Origin of the sequence: Isoptericola sediminis (assembly GCF_013085345.1) — a bacterium.
Taxonomy (GTDB): domain Bacteria; phylum Actinomycetota; class Actinomycetes; order Actinomycetales; family Cellulomonadaceae; genus Isoptericola; species Isoptericola sediminis.
Genome location: NZ_JABFAJ010000024.1, coordinates 475,544 through 497,745 on the forward strand (window position 1 = coordinate 475,544; position 22,202 = coordinate 497,745).

At 73.3% G+C, this 22,202-nt stretch carries 20 protein-coding genes; 19 read left to right on the forward strand and 1 reads right to left on the reverse strand.

Annotated features, from left to right (window positions below; genetic code table 11):
* The first annotated feature begins 3 nt into the window (after nucleotides 1-3).
* Both HLI28_RS14685 and arc read left to right on the forward strand, forming a co-directional pair.
* Nucleotides 4-1,002, forward strand: a complete 999-nt coding sequence (locus HLI28_RS14685; protein WP_425483398.1) for a tRNA (adenine-N1)-methyltransferase — start codon at nucleotides 4-6, stop codon at nucleotides 1,000-1,002.
* Between the two features lie 171 nt (nucleotides 1,003-1,173).
* Nucleotides 1,174-2,829, forward strand: coding sequence for a proteasome ATPase (gene arc / locus HLI28_RS14690; protein WP_171248283.1), 1,656 nt, complete (start codon nucleotides 1,174-1,176; stop codon nucleotides 2,827-2,829).
* A 15-nt stretch (nucleotides 2,830-2,844) separates the two neighbouring features.
* Here arc and HLI28_RS16005 read toward each other — a convergent pair whose 3' ends face one another.
* Nucleotides 2,845-4,422, reverse strand: a complete 1,578-nt coding sequence (locus HLI28_RS16005) for a SpoIIE family protein phosphatase (protein ID WP_171248284.1) — start codon at nucleotides 4,420-4,422, stop codon at nucleotides 2,845-2,847.
* Nucleotides 4,423-4,491: 69 nt separating this feature from the next.
* Here HLI28_RS16005 and dop point away from each other — a divergent pair, with 69 nt between their 5' ends.
* From dop to lgt, 17 genes are all read left to right on the forward strand, one after another.
* On the forward strand, nucleotides 4,492-6,114 hold the full coding sequence (gene dop, locus HLI28_RS14700) for a depupylase/deamidase Dop (RefSeq protein WP_216077830.1): 1,623 nt from the start codon (nucleotides 4,492-4,494) through the stop codon (nucleotides 6,112-6,114).
* 71 nt (nucleotides 6,115-6,185) lie between these two features.
* Nucleotides 6,186-6,386, forward strand: coding sequence for a ubiquitin-like protein Pup (locus HLI28_RS14705; protein WP_171248285.1), 201 nt, complete (start codon nucleotides 6,186-6,188; stop codon nucleotides 6,384-6,386).
* The gene (prcB, locus tag HLI28_RS14710) at nucleotides 6,387-7,238 is read left to right on the forward strand and encodes a proteasome subunit beta (RefSeq protein ID WP_171248286.1); all 852 of its coding nucleotides are present in this window, start codon (nucleotides 6,387-6,389) and stop codon (nucleotides 7,236-7,238) included.
* Nucleotides 7,235-7,954 (forward strand): proteasome subunit alpha, encoded by a 720-nt coding sequence (gene prcA, locus HLI28_RS14715; RefSeq protein ID WP_171248287.1) that lies wholly within the window; start codon nucleotides 7,235-7,237, stop codon nucleotides 7,952-7,954. The genes prcB and prcA overlap by 4 nt, the downstream gene beginning before the upstream one ends.
* Nucleotides 7,955-7,964: 10 nt before the next feature.
* Complete coding sequence (gene pafA / locus HLI28_RS14720; protein WP_171248288.1) at nucleotides 7,965-9,326, forward strand: Pup--protein ligase; 1,362 nt, start codon at nucleotides 7,965-7,967, stop codon at nucleotides 9,324-9,326.
* A gap of 63 nt (nucleotides 9,327-9,389) precedes the next feature.
* Nucleotides 9,390-10,379, forward strand: coding sequence for an FKBP-type peptidyl-prolyl cis-trans isomerase (locus HLI28_RS14725; RefSeq protein WP_343035858.1), 990 nt, complete (start codon nucleotides 9,390-9,392; stop codon nucleotides 10,377-10,379).
* Nucleotides 10,380-10,386: 7 nt separating this feature from the next.
* Complete coding sequence (gene hisF / locus HLI28_RS14730) at nucleotides 10,387-11,157, forward strand: imidazole glycerol phosphate synthase subunit HisF (RefSeq protein WP_171248289.1); 771 nt, start codon at nucleotides 10,387-10,389, stop codon at nucleotides 11,155-11,157.
* A 92-nt stretch (nucleotides 11,158-11,249) separates the two neighbouring features.
* The gene (locus HLI28_RS14735) at nucleotides 11,250-13,148 is read left to right on the forward strand and encodes an ABC transporter transmembrane domain-containing protein (RefSeq protein WP_171248290.1); all 1,899 of its coding nucleotides are present in this window, start codon (nucleotides 11,250-11,252) and stop codon (nucleotides 13,146-13,148) included.
* Nucleotides 13,145-14,944, forward strand: coding sequence for an ABC transporter ATP-binding protein (locus HLI28_RS14740; RefSeq protein ID WP_171248291.1), 1,800 nt, complete (start codon nucleotides 13,145-13,147; stop codon nucleotides 14,942-14,944). The genes HLI28_RS14735 and HLI28_RS14740 overlap by 4 nt, the downstream gene beginning before the upstream one ends.
* Before the next feature lie 43 nt (nucleotides 14,945-14,987).
* The gene (hisI, locus tag HLI28_RS14745) at nucleotides 14,988-15,383 is read left to right on the forward strand and encodes a phosphoribosyl-AMP cyclohydrolase (RefSeq protein ID WP_171248292.1); all 396 of its coding nucleotides are present in this window, start codon (nucleotides 14,988-14,990) and stop codon (nucleotides 15,381-15,383) included.
* Nucleotides 15,380-16,981, forward strand: coding sequence for an anthranilate synthase component I (locus HLI28_RS14750; protein WP_171248293.1), 1,602 nt, complete (start codon nucleotides 15,380-15,382; stop codon nucleotides 16,979-16,981). Before hisI ends, HLI28_RS14750 begins: the two co-directional genes overlap by 4 nt.
* Nucleotides 16,978-17,577: a Trp biosynthesis-associated membrane protein gene (locus tag HLI28_RS14755; RefSeq protein WP_171248294.1), complete on the forward strand. Its 600-nt coding sequence runs from the start codon at nucleotides 16,978-16,980 to the stop codon at nucleotides 17,575-17,577. Before HLI28_RS14750 ends, HLI28_RS14755 begins: the two co-directional genes overlap by 4 nt.
* A 40-nt stretch (nucleotides 17,578-17,617) precedes the next feature.
* Complete coding sequence (locus HLI28_RS14760) at nucleotides 17,618-17,896, forward strand: HGxxPAAW family protein (protein WP_171248295.1); 279 nt, start codon at nucleotides 17,618-17,620, stop codon at nucleotides 17,894-17,896.
* Between the two features lie 238 nt (nucleotides 17,897-18,134).
* Nucleotides 18,135-18,959 (forward strand): indole-3-glycerol phosphate synthase TrpC, encoded by an 825-nt coding sequence (gene trpC, locus HLI28_RS14765; RefSeq protein ID WP_171248296.1) that lies wholly within the window; start codon nucleotides 18,135-18,137, stop codon nucleotides 18,957-18,959.
* Nucleotides 18,960-19,057: 98 nt separating this feature from the next.
* Nucleotides 19,058-20,326: a tryptophan synthase subunit beta gene (gene trpB / locus HLI28_RS14770; RefSeq protein ID WP_216077834.1), complete on the forward strand. Its 1,269-nt coding sequence runs from the start codon at nucleotides 19,058-19,060 to the stop codon at nucleotides 20,324-20,326.
* Nucleotides 20,323-21,168 carry a tryptophan synthase subunit alpha gene (gene trpA, locus HLI28_RS14775; protein ID WP_171248297.1) on the forward strand — a complete coding sequence of 282 codons (846 nt, stop codon included), beginning with the start codon at nucleotides 20,323-20,325 and terminating at the stop codon, nucleotides 21,166-21,168. The genes trpB and trpA overlap by 4 nt, the downstream gene beginning before the upstream one ends.
* Nucleotides 21,165-22,187 carry a prolipoprotein diacylglyceryl transferase gene (lgt, locus tag HLI28_RS14780; protein ID WP_171248298.1) on the forward strand — a complete coding sequence of 341 codons (1,023 nt, stop codon included), beginning with the start codon at nucleotides 21,165-21,167 and terminating at the stop codon, nucleotides 22,185-22,187. The genes trpA and lgt overlap by 4 nt, the downstream gene beginning before the upstream one ends.
* Nucleotides 22,188-22,202 lie beyond the last annotated feature (15 nt).

A 22,202-nucleotide genomic window follows, 5' to 3' on the forward strand; every position in this document is an offset into this window, starting at 1 on the left:
TCGATCGGCGTGACTTCCTCCTCCGCCACCGGTGCCGACATCCGTCGCGGTCCCTTCCGCGTCGGCGACAAGGTCCAGCTGACCGACCCCAAGGGTCGGATGCACACGATCACGCTCGCCGAGAACGCCACCTTCCACACCCACAAGGGCTACTTCCGCCACGAGGACCTCCTCGGGCGTCCCGAGGGCTGGGTGGTCACGAACACGGCCGGGATCGAGTACCTCGCCCTGCGTCCGCTGCTGAGCGACTACGTGCTGTCGATGCCGCGGGGTGCCGCCGTCGTCTACCCGAAGGACGCCGGGCAGATCGTCCAGATGGCCGACATCTTCCCGGGTGCGCGCGTGCTGGAGGCGGGCGTCGGCTCCGGGGCGCTGACGATGTCCCTGCTGCGGGCCGTGGGCGACGCCGGTGAGCTGCACTCCGTCGAGCGCCGCGAGGACTTCGCCGCGATCGCGCGCGGCAACGTCGAGACGTTCTTCGGCGGACCGCATCCCGCCTGGCACCTGCACACCGGCGACCTGGCCGACCGGGCGGGCGAGGTCGTGGACCCCGGCTCGGTGGACCGCGTCGTGCTGGACATGCTCGCGCCGTGGGAGAACGTGGACGCGGTCGCCGAGGCACTGATCCCGGGCGGTGTGCTGGTCTGCTACGTCGCCACCGCGACCCAGCTGTCCCGGACCGCCGAGGCGCTGCGCGCCGACGGACGGTTCGCCGAGCCGTCCGCCTGGGAGTCGATGGTGCGCGGCTGGCACCTCGAGGGCCTGGCGGTCCGGCCGCAGCACCGGATGGTCGGGCACACCGGCTTCCTGCTGACCGCGCGCCGGCTGGCCGACGGCGTCACCCCGCCGGTGCGCAAGCGGCGTCCGGCCAAGGGCTCGCGCCCGGGCGACGAGGAGCAGTGGGGCGCCGGCCGGTGGAGCGAGGAGGAGCTCGGCGAGAAGGCGGTCTCGGACAAGAAGGTCCGTCGCGTGCGCCGTGAGGTCGGCCAGGAACCGGAGTGATGTTCCCGGCAGATTGCGGGGGAGTCACAGTTCGGTCGTCATCGTGTGAACGTCGGGACCCGACCGTGAAATGTGCCACACGTTGTCGGCGTTGACCCGTAGGGTGCTGTCACTCGGGAGGAATCCCCTCAGCGGAGGGGAGGAGGCCCGGGCCGCACGGAAGGGGACGCCATGACCGACCAGCCTGTTCGCCCGGAGCACTCGGACACGCCGGCGCCGTCCGGTCGCGACGCCCAGCTGGCGCTGCTCGCGGCGAAGAACGAGCGGCTCGCCGAGGCGCTGCGCGCGGCCCGCGAGCAGATCGTCGAGCTGAAGAAGCAGATCGACGACCTCGCCAAGCCGCCCGGGACCTACGCCACGTTCCTGTCGGCCCACGACGACGGGTCGGTCGACGTCGTCTCGCAGGGCCGCAAGATGCACGTCCAGGCCAGTCCGCAGCTGCGGCTGGGCGACCTCGCCCCGGGCCAGGAGGTCAAGCTCAACGAGGCGATGACCGTCGTCGGCGCCGGGGGCTACGAGCGCACCGGTGAGCTCGTCACGGTCAAGGAGGTCCTCGACCACGAGCGCGTGCTGGTCGTCGGACGCGCCGACGAGGAGCGCGTCGTGCGCCTGGCCGGGTCCGTCGCCGCCGGCACGCTGCGGGTCGGTGACGCCCTGACCGTCGACGTGCGCAGCGGGTTCGTCTTCGAGGTGGTGCCGAAGTCGGAGGTCGAGGAGCTGGTCCTCGAGGAGGTGCCGGACATCGCCTACGAGGACATCGGCGGCCTGGGGGAGCAGATCGAGGCGATCCGCGACGCCGTCGAGCTGCCTTTCTCCCACCCCGACCTGTTCCGCGAGCACGGGCTGCGCCCGCCCAAGGGCGTGCTGCTCTACGGCCCTCCGGGCTGCGGCAAGACCCTCATCGCCAAGGCTGTCGCCTCCTCGCTGGCGCGCATGGTGGCCGAGAAGCGCGGGGGCGACCCCAACGCGAAGAGCTTCTTCCTCAACGTCAAGGGCCCCGAGCTGCTCAACAAGTACGTCGGGGAGACCGAGCGGCACATCCGCCTGATCTTCGCCCGGGCCCGGGAGAAGGCCAGCCAGGGGATGCCCGTCGTCGTGTTCTTCGACGAGATGGAGTCGCTGTTCCGTACCCGCGGGACGGGGCTCTCCTCGGACGTCGAGACCACGATCGTGCCGCAGCTGCTCGCCGAGATCGACGGGGTGGAGCGGCTGGACAACGTCATCGTCATCGGTGCCTCCAACCGCGAGGACATGATCGACCCGGCGATCCTGCGTCCCGGGCGGCTGGACGTGAAGATCAAGATCGAGCGTCCCGACGCCGAGGGGGCCACGGAGATCTTCGGCAAGTACCTCACCCCCGACCTGCCGATCCACACCGACGACCTCGCCGAGCACGGCGGGGACGCGGCGGAGGCCGTCCAGGCGATGGTCCGGTCCGTCGTGGAGCGGATGTACGCCGAGGACGAGGACAACCAGTTCCTCGAGGTCACCTATGCCAGCGGCGACAAGGAGACGCTGTACTTCAAGGACTTCAACTCCGGGGCCATGATCGAGAACGTCGTGGACCGGGCCAAGAAGTCGGCGATCAAGGACCTCCTGGCCTCCGGCCAGCGCGGGATCCGCGTGGAGCACCTGCTGGCGGCGTGCGTCGACGAGTTCCAGGAGAACGAGGACCTGCCGAACACGACGAACCCCGACGACTGGGCTCGTATCAGTGGCAAGAAGGGTGAGCGGATCGTCTTCATCCGCACGATCTCGAAGAAGAAGGGCGAGCACAGCACGCCGCGGACCATCGACACGGTGCACTCCACCGGTCAGTACCTGTAACAGGGGGTGCGGCGCTCAGTCGGTGCGGTAGGCCACGAGAGCGACGTCGTCGCGGGCGCCGTCGGGCAGCATCGCGTCGAGGAGGCGCTCGGGCAGCTCGTCCAGCGGGGTGCCGCGGCACTCGGCACGGGCCACGGCCGCGAGACGCTCGAGGCCGTCCCGGAGCCTCGTGTCCCGCCGTTCGACCAGGCCGTCCGTGTAGAGCAGCACGGTGTCGCCGGAGGCGAGCGTCGCCGTGTGCTCCGACCGGCCGACGTGCGGCAGGGTGAGCAGCGGGCCGCGGGCACCGTCCAGCCATGCGCTGGCGCCGTCGGCGCCGACCAGCAGTCCCGGGGGATGCCCGGCGCTGGAGTAGGTGAGCGTCATCGTCGCGGGGTCGACCACGCCGCAGAAGACCGTCGCGTGCTCGGCACCGGGCACGGTCCGGGCGAACTCGTCGAGCATCGCGAGGACCTGCGCGGGACCGGACCCCGCCAGCATCAGCGCGCGTCCCGCGCTGCTGAGCCTGCCCATGGACGCGGCCGCCACGACACCGTGGCCGACGCAGTCGCCGACGACCAGCCCGAACCGGCCCGAGGACAGCTCGACCACGTCGAACCAATCCCCGCCCACCGCCAGGCTGTCGTCGGCGGGTCGGTAGCGCGTCTGCCAGCGTGGTGACGTCGGGGTGGCGGGCACCATGGCCCGCTGCAGCGCGTCACTGACGCCCGTGAGCCGGCTCACCCGGCTCCGGTGCTCCTCCGCCGCGGCGACGGCGTGCGACACGGTCGACGCGAGCAGCAGGAGGAAGGAGCGCTGCGTCTCGTCGAGAGGCCGGTGCTCGTTGCCCCGCAGCGTGATCGTCCCGAGCGGAGGCCGCCCCGGGTGGGTGTCCAGGGGAGCGAACAGCGTCCGGCCGTGCCAGACCGGTCCCGCGGGCCGTGCCGTGTCCGGGTGGTCGGTCGCCTCGTCGTGCCCGTCCGGCCCGCCCGGGTCATCGAGGGAGACGTGCACCTCGCCGACGTCCTCGGCGTCCCGCAGCACCGCGGTGGCCAGGTCGGCCACCTCCTCGGGGTCGCCGTGGCGTCCGTGGAGCGCGAACGAGAGGCGGCTGAGGGTGGACAGGCGACGTCGGTCGACGACCTGGTCGGTGGTCTCGGTCGCGATGTCCATGACGCCCTGCACCACACCGTCGTCGTCCCGCAGCGGGCTGTACGAGAAGGTGAACCGGGTCTCCTCGACGAACCCCGACCGGTCCATCATCAACGGCATGTCGACGTCCCAGGTGGGCCTGCCCGTCCGGATGACGTCGTCGAACAGGGGACCGACCTCGTCCCAGATCTGTCCCCAGAGCTTCGGCGCGGCAGCGCCCATGGCCTGCGGGTGCAGGTCGCGACCGAGCATCTCGCGGTACCCGTCGTTGTAGATCATGGTGAGCTCGGGGCCCCAGCTCACCAGGACGGCGAACCGGGTGCTGAAGCACAGCTCGACGGCGCGTCGCAGGCCCGCGGGCCAGGCGTCGGGAGGGCCGAGCGGCGTCGCCGACCAGTCGACGGCGAGCGCTGCCTCGCCGCAGTCCTGGCCGCGCACGGCCCGCGTGAACCAATCCACCACGGGCTCACCCTATCGACGCGGTGGGGACCGGTCCCCGCATAGGGTGGGCGTGTGAGCGTGCGACGCGTGATGGGCATCGAGACCGAGTACGGCGTGCTGTCCCCGGGGCGCCCGATGGCGAACCCGATGCTGATGAGCTCCCAGGTCGTGACCACCTATCGGGCGCTGGTCCAGGACGGCCGTCCCGGTCACCCGCCGGCGCGGTGGGACTACGACGACGAGGACCCGCTGGCGGACGCCCGCGGCTTCCACCTCGACCGAGCCTCCGCCCATCCCTCCCTGCTGACGGACGACCCGGACGCCCCGGCGCCGTCCGGTACGGACGGCGCCGGGGACACGGCCGCCACGCCCGAGAGCGTCGAGCGACCGGAGGCGGAGGACTACGACGACCCGAGCGCCGCCAACTGCATCCTCACCAACGGCGCCCGGCTGTACGTGGACCACGCCCATCCCGAGTACTCCTCGCCGGAGGTCACCAACCCGCACGACGCGGTCGTGTGGGACGTGGCCGGCGAACGGGTGATGCTGGCGGCCTCCCGGCACCTGGCCCAGGTGCCGGGCACGGAGATCGTGCTCTACAAGAACAACGTCGACGGCAAGGGCGCGAGCTACGGCACCCACGAGAACTACCTGGTCGACCGCGACCTGCCCTTCAGCACGCTCGCCGAGCTGGTCACCGCGTTCCTGGTCACCCGGCAGGTGTACACCGGCTCCGGCCGTGTCGGGCTCGGCCAGACCGGGGACGAGCCCGGGTTCCAGCTCTCGCAGCGCGCTGACTACATCGAGGCCGAGATCGGCCTGGAGACGACCCTGCGCCGACCGATCGTCAACACGCGCGACGAGCCGCACGCCGACCGGACGCGCTGGCGCCGCCTGCACCTCATCCTCGGCGACGCCAACCACCTCGAGGTCGCCACCTATCTCAAGCTGGGCACCACCTCGCTCGTGCTGTGGGTGCTCGAGCACCTGGACGACCTCGCCGAGGCCGGGGTCCCGGCCCGCGCCGAGCTGTCCCGGCTCCGGCTCGCCGACCCGGTCCCGGCCGTGCGGCAGGTCTCGCGCGACCTCGACCTGGACGCCGGTCTCGACCTCGCCGACGGGACGACGGCCACCGCGCTGGAGATCCAGCGGCGGCTGCTCGACCTCGTGACGCGGTCGCTGGCGGCCCTCAGTTCGGACGCCGCGTCCGACGAGGTCGTCGCCCGCTGGCGCGACGTCCTCGAGCGGCTCGCCGAGGACCCGATGTCCTGCGCCCGCGAGGTCGAGTGGGTGGCGAAGCTGCGCCTCCTGGAGCGCCTGCGCTCCCGCGACGGCCTGGACTGGGACCACCCGCGGCTGGGAGCCCTGGACCTGCAGTGGTCGGACGTGCGCCCCGAGCGGGGGATCTACCACCGGCTGGTGGCCTCCGGGGCGGTGGAGCGGATCACCACCGAGGACGAGGTCGCCCGCGCGGTGCACCACCCGCCGACGGACACGCGGGCGTGGTTCCGCGGCGAGGTGATGGAGCGCTACGCCGACGAGGTCTCGGCGGCCAGCTGGGACTCGGTGATCTTCGACGTCGCGGGTGCCGCCTCGTTGCAGCGCGTGCCGATGCCGGACCCGCTGCGCGGCACCGCCCAGCACATCGGCCAGCTGCTGGACGCGAGCCCGGACGCGACCGCCCTGCTGACGGGGTTGCGGGGGGAATCGTGAGTCTGCGCTGCACCACGCCCAGGACGACATAGGCTTGCCAACACCCGCAGGGAACGCGAAGGAGGCGGACCATGGCCGGTCAGGAACGCATCAACCCGCAGGACCACGACCGCACGCCCGAGGACGACGACGCGGAGGCCCCTGCCCCGGCCGCCCCGCAGGCCGCCGACCGCGACGCGGAGGTCGACTCGCTGCTGGAGGAGATCGACGAGGTCCTGGAGTCGAACGCGGAGTCGTTCGTCCGGGGATTCGTGCAGAAGGGTGGGCAGTGAGTGACCGCCTCATCCGCTGAGTCCTCCGGCCGGCTGCCGGACGCGTTCCTGCGTCCGGGGTCGAGCTCGTTCGTCGACTTCCTCGGCGAGCACGCCCCGGCGCTGCTGCCCGGGAACCGTCCGACCGGCCTGACGGGGCCGGCCTCGGACATGGCGCCGCACGCGACCACCATCGTCGCCCTCACCTTCGGGGACGACGAGCACGGCCGCGGCGTCGTCATGGCGGGCGACCGCCGGGCGACGATGGGCAACCTCATCGCGAGCCGAGAGATCGAGAAGGTCTTCGACGCCGACGACCACTCCGCCGTCGGGATCGCCGGGTCCGCCGGTATCGCGCTCGAGCTCGTGCGGCTGTTCCAGCTCGAGCTGGAGCACTACGAGAAGATCGAGGGCTCCCAGCTCTCGCTGGACGGCAAGGCGAACCGGCTCGCGGCGATCATCCGCGGCAACCTGCCGCTGGCAATGCAGGGGCTGGCCGTCGTGCCGCTGTTCGGCGGCTTCGACCTCGACCGGTCCACCGGCCGGCTGTTCAGCTACGACGTCACCGGCGGGCGGTACGAGGAGCACGACCACCACTCGGTGGGTTCGGGCTCGGTCTTCGCCCGGGGGTCGCTCAAGAAGCGCTGGCGCCAGGGTCTGGACGCGGACGCCGCCGTCGCCGTCGCCGTGGAGGCGCTCTACGACGCGGCCGACGACGACAGCGCCACCGGCGGGCCCGACACGGTCCGGCGCATCTGGCCGGTGGTGGCGACCGTGACCGCCGACGGGTACCGGCGGGTCCCGGACGACGCCCTCGCGGCCGTCGTGGAGCAGATCGTGGCCGATCGTCGTCAGGAGGGTTCGCGCGCATGAACATGCCGTTCTACGTCTCGCCCGAGCAGCTGATGAAGGACCGGGCGGACTTCGCGCGCAAGGGCATCGGCCGCGGCCGCTCCGTCGTCGTGCTCGCGTACGACGACGGCATCGCCTTCGCCACGGAGAACCCGTCGCGGGCGCTGCACAAGATCTCGGAGATCTACGACCGCATCGCCTTCGCCGCCGTCGGCAAGTACAACGAGTTCGAGAACCTGCGCGTGGCGGGCGTGCGGTACGCCGACCTGCGCGGGTACTCCTACGACCGCACCGACGTGACGGCCCGCGGGCTCGCCAACGCCTACGCGCAGACCCTCGGGACGGTCTTCACCACGGAGTCCAAGCCGCTCGAGGTCGAGCTCGTCGTCGCCGAGGTGGGGGCCACGCCGGCCGACGACCAGCTGTACCGGTTGTCGTACGACGGCTCGGTGGCCGACGAGCACGGGTTCGTGGTCATGGGCGGCCAGGCCGACCAGCTCACCTCCCGGCTGCGCGAGGGCTGGGAGCCGGGCATGGACCTCGCCGCCGTGCTGCGTCTCGCCGTGCGCACGCTCGGCGCGGTGAGCACGGACGGATCGATCGCCGCCGAGGGGCAGGAACGCGAGATCCCCGCGGGCGGGCTGGAGGTGGCGGTGCTGGACCGCCGCCGCACCCGGCGGGCCTTCCGCCGGTGGCAGGGCGACGCGCTGGCCGAGCTGCTGCGCGGGGACGACTGAGGGGGCGGACATGGACCGCAGGATCTTCGGGCTGGAGACCGAGTACGGCGTCACGTGCGCGGCCGACGACGGACGGGGGCTGAGCGCGGACGAGGTCGCGCGCTACCTGTTCCGCAAGGTCGTGGCCTGGGGCCGGTCCTCCAACGTGTTCCTGCGCAACGGCTCCCGGCTGTACCTGGACGTCGGCTCGCACCCCGAGTACGCCACCGCCGAGTGCGACGACGTCCGCCAGCTCGTGGCCTACGACCGCGGCGGCGAGCGGATCCTCGAGGGGCTCGTGGCCGACGCCCAGCAGCGTCTCGAGCACGAGGGCCTGCCGGGCAAGGTGCACCTGTTCAAGAACAACACGGACTCGGCGGGCAACTCCTACGGCTGCCACGAGAACTACCTGGTGCGCCGCCAGGGCGACTTCTCCCGCCTCAGCGACGTGCTGGTGCCGTTCCTCATCACGCGCCAGGTGCTCACCGGCGCCGGGAAGGTCCTGGCCACCCCCCGCGGGGCGACGTACTGCCTGTCCCAGCGGGCCGACCACATCTGGGAGGCCGTCTCGAGCGCGACCACGCGCTCGCGGCCGATCATCAACACGCGCGACGAGCCGCACGCCGACGCCGAGCACTACCGGCGCCTGCACGTCATCGTCGGCGACTCCTCGATGTCGGAGACGACCACGCTGCTCAAGGTCGGTGCCACCGACCTGGTGCTGCGGCTGGTCGAGGCCGGGGTCCCGGTGCGGGACCTCTCCCTGGAGAACCCGATCCGGGCCATCCGCGAGATCAGTCACGACTCCTCGGGCAAGCACCCCGTCCAGCTCGCGAACGGCCGGACCGCGACGGCGGTCGACGTCCAGGGGGAGTACTACCAGCGGGTGCGCGAGCACGTCGACGCCCACCTGGACCCCACTCCGCAGGTCAAGCAGACGCTGGACCTGTGGGAGCGGGGGCTGCGCGCCCTGGAGTCGGGCGACCTGACCCTGGTGGACCGCGAGCTCGACTGGGTCATCAAGTGGCGGCTCATCGAGCGGTACCGGGCCAAGCACGACCTGTCGATGGACGACCCCCGGGTCGCGCGCCTGGACCTGGCCTACCACGACATCTCCCGCACGGAGGGGCTCTACAACCTGCTCGCGGCGCGAGGGATGGTCGAGCGGGTGGTGACCGACCTCGAGGTCTTCGAGTCCACGGCGATCCCGCCCCAGACGACGCGGGCCAAGCTGCGCGGCGACTTCGTGCGGGCCGCCCAGGACGCGCGACGCGACTACACGGTCGACTGGGTCCACCTCAAGCTCAACGACCAGGCCCAGCGCACCGTCCTGTGCAAGGACCCTTTCCGCAACGTCGACGAGCGCGTCGAACGGCTCATCGAGTCCATGTAGGACGCCGTCCCCTGGACCGTCGGCCGTTCCGGGGCCTCCGGGTCGACGTGGCAGACTGTCCCGGTGCTCCCCGCCCGTCCCCGTCTGCTCGTCGCCGTCCTGGCCGTCGTGCTGACGCTGACCGGCTGCGGGACGCCGGTGTGGGACCGGGTCACCCCGAGCCCGCTGCCCTCCCAGGTCCCGGTGCAGGTCACCGGTCCGGAGGGGCAGCCACCGGCCCTCGAGTACCCGCAGCCGTACCAGATCGTCCAGTCCGGGTCGCGCACGCTGCGCCCCGGGGGCGGGGAACCGCTGGAGACCGGCGAACCCGTCCTGCTGCACATGTACGCCGAGGACGGGCGCGACGGCAGCGTGATCTCCTCGACCTACCTGGACGCTCCCGCCTGGTACACGTTCGACCCGGACTCGTTGGGCCAGAACCTCTACGACTCGTTGCGGGGAAAGAGGGTCGGGGCGCGCGTCCTGGTGGTCGAGAAGGACGACGACGTCCCGGTCGTGCTCGTCGTGGACGTGCTGCCGACCCGGGCCACCGGGGACGTCGTCGAACCGGTCGAGGGGCTGCCGCAGGTGGTCCGCGACCCCGACGGCAGCCCGACGGTGCTCGTCGAGGGCGGTGAGCCGCCGAGCGAGCTCGTCGTGCAACCGCTGGTCCGCGGGGACGGCCCCCAGGTCGAGGTCGGGCAGATGGTGACCGCGCGCTACGTCGCGGTGCGGTGGAGCGACGGCCGGGTCGTCGACTCGAGCTGGGGCGACGGCGTGGCCCCGCAGTCCGCGACGATCGGCATCGGCCGACTGGTGGAGGGCTGGGACCAGGGACTGCTCGAGCAGTCCGTCGGGTCGCAGGTGATGCTCGTGGTGCCCCCGCACCTGGGCTACGGTGGCACCAACAGCGAGCTGGCCGACGAGACCCTCGTCTACGTCATCGACATCCTCGACGCGCGCTTCCAGGTCACGCAGGACGAGCCGGTCCCGGACGAGGACGGCGAGGGGGCCGACGAGGCGGCCGGCACCCAGGACGGCGGCGCGTCGTCCGCCGGCACGACCGAAGGATGAGGACCGCATGACCGTGGCCGTTCGGGTGATCCCGTGCCTCGACGTCGACGCCGGACGGGTCGTCAAGGGCGTCAACTTCACCAACCTGCGCGACGCCGGCGACCCGGTGGAGCTCGCCGACCGGTACGACACCGAGGGTGCCGACGAGGTGACGTTCCTGGACGTCTCGGCCTCCTCCGGCGACCGGGAGACCATGATCGACGTGGTGCGCCGCACCGCGGAGGAGATCTTCGTCCCCCTGACGGTCGGCGGGGGTGTGCGGTCGGCCGAGGACGTCGACCGGCTGCTGCGCGCCGGGGCGGACAAGGTCGGCGTGAACACCGCGGCGATCGCGCGCCCCGAGCTGATCGCGGAGATCGCCGACCGCTTCGGCAACCAGGTGCTCACCCTCTCGGTGGACGCCCGCCGCGTGACCGGGGACACCACCACGCCGTCGGGCTACGAGGTGACCACCCACGGCGGCCGCCGCGGCACCGGCATCGACGCCGTGGAGTGGGCCGAACGAGGCGCCGAGCTGGGTGCCGGCGAGATCCTGCTGAACTCGATGGACGCCGACGGCACCACCGGCGGGTTCGACCTGGAGATGCTCCGCGCGGTGCGCGAGCGCGTCCACGTCCCGCTGGTCGCCTCCGGCGGCGCCGGGACCCCCGAGCACTTCGTCGCCGCGGCCCGGGCCGGTGCCGACGCCGTGCTGGCCGCCAGCGTCTTCCACTTCGGCACGCTGACGGTCGGCGAGGTCAAGGACGCGATGCGGGCCGCCGGGGTCGAGGTGCGCTGAACCCGCCGGGACCGGCGGGGTGCGGCCGCGGGCAGTTGCCCCGGGCGCGCTAGGATCACCTCTGATCCCCGAGACACCTGCGAGGTCCCGTCGTGCCCGAACCCGCCCGCCCGGCCACCCTGACCGGGTCGCGGCTGCGCCGCAGCGTCCTGCTGCTGTGGCGAGGTCTGCGTGCCGAACCACGGCTCTTCACGGGCGCCGTGGTCGCCTCGGCGCTGTTCGGCGCCGCGACGGTCGCCGTGAGCCGCGCCGTGGGCTGGGCGACCGACGCCGTCGTCGTGCCCGCGCTGTCGGGCGACGCCGCGGCGCGCGCGGACATCTGGCTCGCCGGGGGAGTGCTCGCCCTGGTCGCCCTGACGCTCGCGCTGTCCGTGGCCGGCCGGCGGATCTGGGCCGGCTGGGGCAACGTCGGCCTGCAGGCCCAGCACCGGCGCGGGGTGACCCGCCAGTACCTGCGCCTGCCGATGTCGTGGCACCGGGCGCACCCGGCGGGCCAGCTGCTGTCCAACGCCAGCGCCGACGTCGAGGCCGCCACCGGGGTGTTCAACCCGCTGCCCTTCGCCCTCGGCGTGGTCGTGATGATCGCCGTCGCCACGGTGATGCTCTTCGTCATCGATCCCTGGCTCGCCCTCGCGGCACTGGTGGTGATCCCGGCCGCCGTCGCCGCCAACCTGGTCTTCCAGCGGTACATGGCCCCGGCCGCGACCCGCGCCCAGCAGCTCCGGGCGGAGGTCGCGGACGTGGCGCACGAGTCCTTCGAGGCGGCGCTGCTGGTGAAGTCGCTCGGCACCGCCGACCGCGAGGAGCGGCGTTTCGCCCGGACGACCGACGACCTGCGCACCGCCAACGTCCGCGTCGGCGTCGTGCGTGCGGTCTTCGACCCGGTCATCGAGCTGCTGCCCAACCTCGGCACGCTGCTCGTCCTCGGCGTCGGGGCCTCCCGCGCCGCGGCCGGTGCCGTGGACGTCGGCGACGTGGTCACCGCGGCGTACCTGCTCACCATCATGGCCGTGCCCGTCCGGGCCTTCGGCTGGGTGCTCGGCGAGATCCCGCGCGCCCTGGTGGGCTACGACCGCATCACCCGCGTGCTCGACGCGCGGGGCGAGCTGACGCCCGGCACCGGGCGGCTCCCGGCCGGGGAGGCCGGCCTCGCGGTCCGCCTCGAGGGCGTCGGGGTCGACGTGCCGGCCGCCGGCCGCACCGCCCGGCTGCTCGACGACGTCACCCTCGACATCCCCGCCGGCACCACCGTCGCCGTGGTGGGCGCCACCGGTGCGGGCAAGACCACGCTCGTGTCGCTGCTCAGCCGGCTCAGCGACCCCGCGCGCGGGACCGTGCTGCTGGACGGCACCGACCTGCGCGGGGTCGCCGACGGCGAGATCCCGGCCCAGGTGTCCCTCGTCGCGCAGCAGACGTTCGTCTTCGAGGACACGGTGCGCGCCAACGTCACCCTCGCCGACGAGGTCACCCCCGAGATCGACGCCGCCGTGTGGGACGCCCTCGCGCTGGCCCGGGTCGACGACGTCGTGCGGGCCCTGCCGGACGGCCTCGACGCCCGCCTCGGCGAGCGCGGGGCGAACCTGTCCGGCGGCCAGCGGCAGCGGCTCGCCATCGCCCGGGCGCTCGTGCGCCGTCCCCGGCTGCTCGTGCTCGACGACGCCACCAGCGCCGTCGACCCCCGCGTCGAGCAGCAGATCCTCACCGGGCTGGCCGCGCGGTCCGACGACGGACGGCGCGCCACGACCGTCGTCATGGTCGCCTACCGGATGTCCTCGGTCGCCATGGCCGACCTGGTGGTCCACCTCGACGGCGGGCGCGTCGTCGACGTCGGCACCCACGACGAGCTGCTGGCGCGAGATCCGGGCTACCGCGAGCTCGCCACCGCCTACGAGGTCGAGACCGCCCGCCGCGAGCGCGAGCTGGCGGACGAACGGGCCGCCGGCGAGGACGTGCCCGAACCCTGGGAGACCGAGACGGAGGAGGTCCGATGAGCGACTCGCGCATCGCGTCGGCCAGCGAGCTGGGCGTGCTCGCGACGCTGCGCCGGGGGCTGGAGATCTCCCCGCAGATCGTCCAAGGGCTGTGGGTCACGCTCGCGCTGGCCGTCCTGGCGGCGGCCGGACGGGTCGTGGTGCCGCTGGCGGTCCAGCGCACCGTCGACGACGGCATCCTCGCCGACGGCGGCCCGGACGCCACGCAGGTCCTGACGCTGACCCTGCTGGCCGCCGGGGCGATCGTCGTGGCCGGGCTGTGCACCGCCGTGGTGAACGTGCGGCTGTTCCGCCGGACGGAGGCCGGGCTGGCGACGCTGCGGGTGCGTGCCTTCCGGCACGTGCACGACCTGTCCACGCTCTCGCAGGGCTCGGAGCGTCGGGGCGCCCTCGTCTCGCGGGTCACCACGGACGTCGACCAGATCTCCCACTTCGTGCAGTGGGGCGGCATCATGCTGCTGGTCTCCACGCTCCAGATCGCGGTCGCCACCGCCCTCATGGCGGTCTACTCCCCGGCGCTGACCGCCGTGGTCTGGCTGTGCTTCGTGCCGCTGTTCGTCATCCTGCGGTACGCCCAGCGGTCGGTGGGGCGGGCGTTCGGACGCTCGCGCGAGAAGGTCGGCGCCATGCTCGCCGCCGTCTCCGAGTCCGTCGTCGGCGCCGAGACCGTCCGCGCCTACGGCGTCGAGGCCCGCACCGGCCGGCGCATCGACACCGCCATCGACGAGGCACGGCGTACCCAGGGCCGGGCTCTGCTGCTGGTGGCCAGCGTGTTCTCCTCGGGCACCTTCATGGCGACCCTGGTGCTCGCCGTCGTCGTGGTCGTCGGTTCCTACCTCGGCATCGGCGGGGGACTGACGGCCGGGCAGCTCGTCGCGTTCCTGTTCCTGGTCCAGCTCTTCACCGGGCCGGTGCAGATGGCCACGGAGATCCTCAACGAGCTCCAGAACGCCGTGGCCGGCTGGCGGCGGGTGCTGGCGGTCGTCGAGACGCCGCTGGACGTCGTCGACGCCGGGGCCGACGGGGTGGACAGCCCCCGCGGTGACGCCCACGTCGCGCTGCGCGGCGTGCGCTACGCCTACCCGGACGGGCCCGAGGTCCTGCACGGCGTGGACCTGGAGCTGCCCGCGCGGCGCAAGGTCGCCGTGGTCGGGCAGACCGGTTCGGGCAAGACGACCATCGCCAAGCTGGTCGCCCGCCTCATGGACCCCACGGACGGCCGGGTCGAGCTCGACGGCGTGGACCTTAGGCGCATCCCGCTGGCACGGCTGCGCGAGCGCGTGGTCCTCGTGCCGCAGGAGGGTTTCCTGTTCGACGGCACGGTGCTGAGCAACGCCGCCTACGGGCTGCCCGAGGCCGCCCCCGAGGACCCGGAGGTGCGTGCCCGCGTCGCCGCCGCGTTCGAGGCGCTGGGGCTGACGGACTGGGTCGCCGGTCTCCCCGCCGGGCTGGACACGGACGTGGGCCAGCGCGGCGAGGCGCTGTCCGCGGGGGAGCGGCAGCTCGTCGCCGTCGCCCGCGCCTACCTGGCGGCGCCCGACCTGCTCGTGCTCGACGAGGCGACGTCCGCGGTCGACCCGGCCACGGAGGTGCGCATCGCGCGGGCGCTGGACGCCCTGACGTCGGGACGCTCGACGATCACGATCGCCCACCGGCTGTCCACCGCCGAGGCCAGCGACCTCGTCGTGGTCGTCGACGACGGGCACGTGGTCGAGGTCGGGCCGCACGAGGAGCTGGCGGCCGCCGGGGGCGTGTACGCCCGCATGCACGCCTCCTGGGTGGCCCAGACCCGCTGAGACGCGGCCCCGTCCGGCGCCCGCGACGTGAAAGGATGCTGGCGTGCACAACCAGGACTCCCTCGACCCCGCCGTGGCCGCCCGCCTCAAGCGTGACGAGCAGGGGCTCGTCGCCGCCGTCGTGCAGCAGCACGACACCCTCGAGGTGCTGATGCTCGGCTGGATGGACGACGAGGCCCTGCACCGCACGCTCACGACGGGCCGGGTGACGTTCTGGAGCCGCTCCCGCGGGGAGTACTGGCGCAAGGGCGACACCTCGGGCCACCGGCAGTACGTGCGGTCGGTCGCGCTCGACTGCGACGGCGACACCCTGCTCGTCCGTGTCGACCAGGTCGGTGCCGCCTGCCACACGGGCACGCGCACCTGCTTCGAGGCCGGCGGCGAGCTGCCCGCCGTCGTCGGCCACCGTCCCGACGAGACCGCCGAGGAGACCCGGTGACGACCTCTGCCTCCCCCTCCGCCCAGGCTCCCGCCGTCGCGCCGACGGCCGACGAGCTCACCTGGGGTGCCACGTGGCCGGGGCTGGGCACCTTCCGCGAGCTGGCGCGGGACCGCCGCGTCATCCCGGTGGTGCGTCGCGTCCTGGCCGACGACGTGACGCCGGTCGGGCTGTACCGCACGCTGGCGCAGGACCGGCCCGGCACGTTCGTCCTGGAGTCCGCCGAGGCCGGCGGCGCCTGGGCCCGCTGGTCGTTCGTCGGGGTGCGCTCGCGGGCCACCCTGCTGTCGGACGGCGGCCGCGCCGTCTGGCACGGCGACGTCCCGGCCGGGATCCCGACCGAGGGTGACGTCCTGGACGTGCTCGAGGCCGCGCTGCAGGCGTTGCGCACTGAGCCGATCGACGGGCTGCCGCCCCTGACCGGCGGGTTCGTCGGGGCGATGGGCTGGGACGTGGTCCGGCACTGGGAGCCGACACTGCCCGCCGAGGCCCCGGACGAGCTCGACGTGCCGGAGGTCGCGCTGTCCCTGGCGACCGACCTGGTGGCCGTCGACCACCACTCCGGTGCGGTGTGGCTCATCGCCAACGCGATCAACGCCGACGGCACCGACGAGCGCGTGGACGAGGCGCACGCCGACGCCGTGGAGCGGCTGGACCGGCTCGCGGCCGGTCTCGCGGAGCCGACGACGCCGGTGCGCACCGTCGTGGACCCGGACGTCGCGGGCCCCGAGCTGGAGTTCCGGTCCACCCGGGACGAGTTCGAGGACGCCGTCCGGGCCGGCAAGGAGGCGATCCGCGAGGGCGAGGTCTTCCAGGTCGTGCTCTCGCAGCGGCTCGACCTCGACTGCCCGGCCGCGCCGCTCGACGTCTACCGGGCGCTGCGGACCATCAACCCCAGCCCGTACATGTACTACTTCCAGCTCCGGGACCACCGCGAGCGGGACTTCGCCGTCGTCGGTTCCAGCCCCGAGACGCTGGTGAAGGTCGACGCGGGCCACGTGACGACGTATCCGATCGCCGGGTCCCGGCCGCGCGGGGCGACGGTCGAGGAGGACGTCGCCCTGGCCGAGGAGCTCATCGCCGACCCCAAGGAGCGCGCCGAGCACCTGATGCTCGTGGACCTGTCCCGCAACGACCTGGTCAAGGTGTGCGAGCCCACCAGCGTCGAGGTCGTGGAGTTCATGGTCACGCGCCGGTTCAGCCACATCATGCACCTGTGCTCGACCGTCGTGGGGCGTCTCCGCCCCGGTGCGACCGCGCTGGAGACGTTCAGGGCGACCTTCCCGGCGGGGACGCTGTCCGGGGCGCCCAAGCCGCGGGCGATCGCGCTGATCGACGAGCTCGAACCCGCCTCGCGCGGGATCTACGGCGGGACCTGCGGGTACCTGGACTTCGGCGGCAACATGGACATGGCCATCGCGATCCGGACGGCGTTCCTGCGGGAGGGCCGGGCGTCGGTCCAGGCCGGCGGGGGCATCGTCGCCGACTCGGTGCCCGCCCTGGAGTACGCCGAGTCGCGCAACAAGGCGGCCGCCGCGGTGCGCGCCGTGCAGCTCGCGGCACAGTTCGCGGACCTCTCCGCCGGGCGGGCGTCATGATCCGGTCGCGCGGCCGGGCGGTCGCGCTGCTGCTGCTGCTCGGCGCGGCGACGTTCGGGGTCTCGGCGCCGGTGTGGCTGCGCACCACGGTGGCGACGGCGCTGCAGCCGGAGGTGACCGTCGAGGTCGCCGGCACCTCGGCGGCACCGGTGGTGAGCGCCGCCGCTTTCGTCACCGTGGCGTGCGCCCTGGCGACGACCCTGGCCGGTCGCGTCGCGCGCCGGGTGGCGCTGGTCGTGGCGGTGCTGGCGGGACTGGCCGTCGTCGGCGGGACGGTGGCCGTCCTGCGCGACCCGGTCGGGCCCGCCGTGACGGCCGCCGCCGACGCGGCCGGGGTGACCGAGCTCACGGCGCCCGTGTCGCTGACGCCCTGGCCCTGGCTGGCGGTCGTCGCCGGTGCGGGCATCGCCGTCGTGGCCGTGCTCGGCCTGCTCGGCGCCGGTTCCTGGCCGGCCACCGGGGGTCGGCACGAACGTGCGGGCGGCCCCGCCGCGACCACCGGTGGCGGGGAGCCCCGGACGGACGACGACGCCGCCGACGCTCAGGCGGACTGGGACGCGCTCTCCCGCGGCACCGACCCGTCCTCCGACCGGTAGTCTGATCCCTGAACTTCGTGACGAAAGGCTGTCCCCACCCATGACCGACCACCGCACCGCTGAGCCGACGTACCTGCCGGAAGCGGTCCCGCCCACCAACCACGGTCACACCCTGGCCGCGTGGACCGCGATGACCGGCGTCATCCTCGGTGCGCTGCTGGCCTCGCTCGGCTGCCTGCCGGGCGTGCCCTTCGCGCTCTTCTGGGTCGGGATGGGCGTCGTGGTCGTGTCCTGCCTGGTCGGTCTGGTCATGCGCAACATGGGCTACGGACAGCCCCGACAGGGCGCCCGGACGCGGGAAGAGGCGGCCTCGAGCTGACCCGTCCCCGTCCGCCACGACGGCGCCCCGACCCCCTCCCGGGTCCGGGCGCCGTCGTCGTTCCCGGGGGGCGTCGGCGTCCCGGCGCCGCGCGTCACGAGGAGATAACGATGTGGCCTCCCGGCCGCCGGGAGCGGCGTGAGGGTGCCGTCGGGGCGTCTCGCCCAGCGGTCGGTGGTCCTGACCACCGCGTGACCGGCCTACCATGGCAAGGAACACATCTGGGGGAGGGGAAAGCATGACAGTCCTGGAGGACATCGTCGCCGGGGTCCGGGCGGACCTCGCGGACCGTCAGGCACGGACCTCGCTCGCGGAGCTCAAGCAGCGCGCTGCACGGGTTCCCGGGGCCCTGGAGTGCTGCGCGATGCTTCGCTCCGAGGACCGCGTCGCCGTGATCGCCGAGGTCAAGCGGTCGAGCCCCTCCAAGGGTGACCTGGCCCCCATCAGCGACCCGGCGGCCCTGGCCGAGGAGTACGCCGCCGGCGGCGCCAGCGTGATCTCGGTGCTGACCGAGCAGCGCCGGTTCGGCGGCAGCCTCGCCGACCTGGACGCCGTGCGTGCGACCGTCGACGTGCCCGTGCTGCGCAAGGACTTCGTCGTCACCCCGTACCAGGTCTGGGAGGCCCGGGCGCACGGCGCCGACCTGGTGCTGCTGATCGTCGCGGCCCTGGAGCAGACCGTGCTCACGTCGCTGATCGAACGCGTCCACTCCCTGGGCATGACCGCTCTGGTCGAGGTGCACACCGCCGACGAGGTGCACCGTGCCCTCGACGCCGGTGCCCGCGTGATCGGCGTCAACGCCCGGGACCTCAAGACGCTCGAGGTGCGTCGGGACACGTTCGCCCAGCTCGCACCGCTGATCCCCGACGACGTCGTCCGCGTCGCCGAGTCCGGCGTCCGGGGCCCGCACGACGTCATGGAGTACGCGCGGTCCGGTGCGCACGCCGTGCTGGTGGGGGAGGCCCTGGTGACCGACGGCGAACCGCGCCGGTCCGTCGCCGACCTGGTCGCGGCCGGGCAGCACCCCTCGCTGTGGTCGGTACGCCCCGCCGTCCAGCCCTGAGCACCGGCCGCCCACCCCGCACCCGTCCCACCACCCGTCCCGTCCGTCATGAAGGAGCGCCTGTGCCCGAGCAGTCCGACCAGCCCGTGCGCGACGCGCTGACCGAGACCCTGGCCGACCAGGACGCCGGTCGGCTCGCCGACGTCCACGGCCCGTACTTCGGCGAGTTCGGCGGCCGCTACGTCCCCGAGGCCCTGATCGCCGCCCTCGACGAGCTGGAGGCCGAGTTCCGCAAGGCGCAGCAGGACCCCGGGTTCGCGGCGGACCTGAGCCGTCTGCACCGCGAGTACACCGGCCGTCCGTCGCCGCTGACCGAGGTGCCGCGCTTCGCCGAGCACGCCGGCGGTGACGCCGTGCGCGTGTTCCTCAAGCGGGAGGACCTGAACCACACCGGCTCGCACAAGATCAACAACGTGCTCGGCCAGGCGCTGCTGGTCAAGCGCATGGGCAAGTCCCGGGTGATCGCCGAGACGGGTGCCGGCCAGCACGGCGTCGCGACCGCGACGGCCGCGGCCCTCATGGGCCTGGAGTGCGTCGTCTACATGGGCGAGGAGGACACGCGGCGCCAGGCGCTGAACGTGGCGCGGATGGAGCTGCTGGGCGCGACCGTCGTCCCGGTCGCCCTCGGCACCCGGACCCTCAAGGACGCCATCAACGAGGCCCTGCGCGACTGGGTCACCAACGTCGACTCGACGCACTACCTGCTCGGGACCGTCACCGGGCCGCACCCGTTCCCCGAGATGGTGCGCGAGTTCCACCGCATCATCGGCACCGAGGCGCGCGAGCAGGTGCTCGAGCGCGTCGGGAGGCTGCCGGACGCCGTGGCGGCCTGCGTCGGCGGCGGCTCGAACGCCCTGGGGATCTTCAACGCCTTCCTGGACGACGACGGCGTCGCGCTCTACGGGTTCGAGGCCGGCGGCGAGGGCATCGAGTCCGGTCGGCACGCGGCCCGGTTCTCCGGTGGTGCGCCGGGGGTGCTGCACGGGGCGCGCTCGTACCTGCTGCAGGACGACGACGGCCAGACCCGCCCGAGCCACTCCGTCTCGGCGGGCCTGGACTATCCCAGCGTCGGCCCCGCGCACTCGTGGCTGCACGACATCGGCCGGGCGACCTACGAACCCGTGACCGACGACGAGGCGATGGAGGCGTTCCGCCTGCTGTGCCGGACCGAGGGCATCATCCCCGCGATCGAGTCCGCGCACGCCCTCGCCGGCGTGCTGCGGGTCGGCCGCCGGATGGCCGACGCCGGCCTGCGGGACCAGGTGATCCTGGTGAACCTCTCCGGACGGGGGGACAAGGACGTGGCCACGGCGGCGCGCTGGTTCGGCCTGCTGCACGAGGAGCCGGCGACCGAGGGGGACCAGTGACCGGAACCGTGACGACGTCGGCGACGGCGGCCCGCCTCGACGCGCTGCGCGCGCAGGTTCGGCCCGCCCTGGTGGGCTACCTGCCCGTGGGCTACCCCGACGTGGAGCGCTCGGTGGAGGCCGTGACGACCATGGTCGACGCCGGCGTGGACGTCGTGGAGATCGGGGTGCCCTACTCGGACCCGGTCATGGACGGCCCGGTGATCCAGGAGGCGGCCGAGGCGGCCCTGCGCGGCGGTGCCCGGGTGCGGGACGTGCTGCGTGTCGTGGAGGCCGTGGCGGAGCGTTCCGGCGGTCAGGTCCCGGCGCTGGTGATGTCGTACTACAACCCGGTCCTGCGCTACGGCGTGGCCGCGTTCGCCCGGGACCTCGCGGCCGCGGGCGGCGCCGGCATGATCACCCCGGACCTCATCCCCGACGAGGGGGACGCCTGGAACGCCGCCGCGGACGAGCACGGCCTGGACAAGGTCTACCTCGTCGCGCCGAGCTCGACCCCGGAACGCCTGCGGCTGACGGCGAAGGCTTCGCGCGGGTTCGTCTACGCCGCCTCGACGATGGGCGTCACGGGTGCGCGCGCCTCGGTGGGTCGCCGGGCCGAGCAGCTCGTGGCCGACACCCGTGCCGCCGGGGCGTCCCACGTGTGCGTGGGCCTGGGCGTCTCGACCGGCGACCAGGCCGCCGAGGTGGGGCGCTACGCCGACGGCGTGATCGTCGGCTCGGCCTTCGTCCGGACCCTGCTGGGCGACGAGCCCTGGTCCGACCGGCTGGCCGCGCTGGCCGAGGTCACGCGTGACCTGGCCGACGGCGTGGCCCGCGCCCGCACCGGCGGGGGTGACGCATGACCGTCGACCGTCTCGTGACCGCGATCCCGAGCCCGCCCGAGCACACGTGGTACCTGGGACCGTTGCCGTTGCGCGCCTACGCGCTGGCGATCCTGGCCGGCATCGTCGTGGCCGTCTGGATGACCATGCGCCGGTGGAAGGACCGGGGTGGCGACCCCGACGACGTGCTGGAGATCGCCTTCTGGGCCGTTCCCTTCGGCATCATCGGCGGCCGGATCTACCACGTCATCTCCTCGCCCGACGCGTACTGGGGGGAGAACGGCGACCCCGTCCGGGCGCTCTACATCTGGGAGGGCGGTCTGGGCATCTGGGGCGCCGTCGCGCTCGGGGCCGTCGGTGCGTGGATCGGCTGCCGCCGCCAGGGCGTGCGACTGAGCACGTTCGCCGACGCCCTGGCCCCCGGCCTGCTCGTCGCCCAGGCGATCGGGCGCCTCGGCAACTGGTTCAACCAGGAGCTCTTCGGCGCCCCGACCGAGCTGCCCTGGGGGCTCGAGATCGACGCGGAGTACCTCCCGGTCGACCCGGCCACCGGGGTGGAGTACGCCGCCGGAACCCTGTTCCACCCGACGTTCCTCTACGAGATGCTGTGGAACCTGGCGGCCGCCGCGCTTCTCATCTGGCTCGACCGCCGGTACAGACTCGGTCATGGGAGGGTATTCTGGGCCTACGTCGCGATCTACACCCTGGGTAGGGTGTGGATCGAGATGCTCCGCATCGACACCGCCGAGATGGTGCTCGGGCTGCGGCTGAACGTGTGGACGTCGATCATCGTCGGCCTGGGTGCCGTCGTCGCGTTCGTCGTCATCGGTCGGCTGCGTCCCGGTCGCGAGGACGGTGTCGCCCTGCCCGGTCGTGAGGACGACGAACGGCAGGTCACCGATGCACCGACCGAGACCGACGACGCTCCTGCGGGGACGGACGAGTCCGCCCCGGACGAGGAGGTCACCGAGACGACAGGTACGACCGACCAGGACGCGTCGGCGGCCGGGACCGACCAGGACCCGGCCCCACGCACCTAGGGCGGCGCCGGCAGG

Bases quoted from the DNA above. Each gene is read 5' to 3' on its own strand.
- HLI28_RS14705 (WP_171248285.1), top strand. From the start codon at position 6,186: ATGGCCGGTCAGGAACGCATCAACCCGCAGGACCACGACCGCACGCCC.
- dop (WP_216077830.1), top strand. From the start codon at position 4,492: ATGGGCATCGAGACCGAGTACGGCGTGCTGTCCCCGGGGCGCCCGATG.
- HLI28_RS14760 (WP_171248295.1), top strand. From the start codon at position 17,618: ATGACCGACCACCGCACCGCTGAGCCGACGTACCTGCCGGAAGCGGTC.
- pafA (WP_171248288.1), top strand. From the start codon at position 7,965: ATGGACCGCAGGATCTTCGGGCTGGAGACCGAGTACGGCGTCACGTGC.
- lgt (WP_171248298.1), top strand. From the start codon at position 21,165: ATGACCGTCGACCGTCTCGTGACCGCGATCCCGAGCCCGCCCGAGCAC.
- HLI28_RS14740 (WP_171248291.1), top strand. From the start codon at position 13,145: ATGAGCGACTCGCGCATCGCGTCGGCCAGCGAGCTGGGCGTGCTCGCG.
- trpC (WP_171248296.1), top strand. From the start codon at position 18,135: ATGACAGTCCTGGAGGACATCGTCGCCGGGGTCCGGGCGGACCTCGCG.
- HLI28_RS14755 (WP_171248294.1), top strand. From the start codon at position 16,978: ATGATCCGGTCGCGCGGCCGGGCGGTCGCGCTGCTGCTGCTGCTCGGC.
- prcA (WP_171248287.1), top strand. From the start codon at position 7,235: ATGAACATGCCGTTCTACGTCTCGCCCGAGCAGCTGATGAAGGACCGG.
- hisF (WP_171248289.1), top strand. From the start codon at position 10,387: ATGACCGTGGCCGTTCGGGTGATCCCGTGCCTCGACGTCGACGCCGGA.
- arc (WP_171248283.1), top strand. From the start codon at position 1,174: ATGACCGACCAGCCTGTTCGCCCGGAGCACTCGGACACGCCGGCGCCG.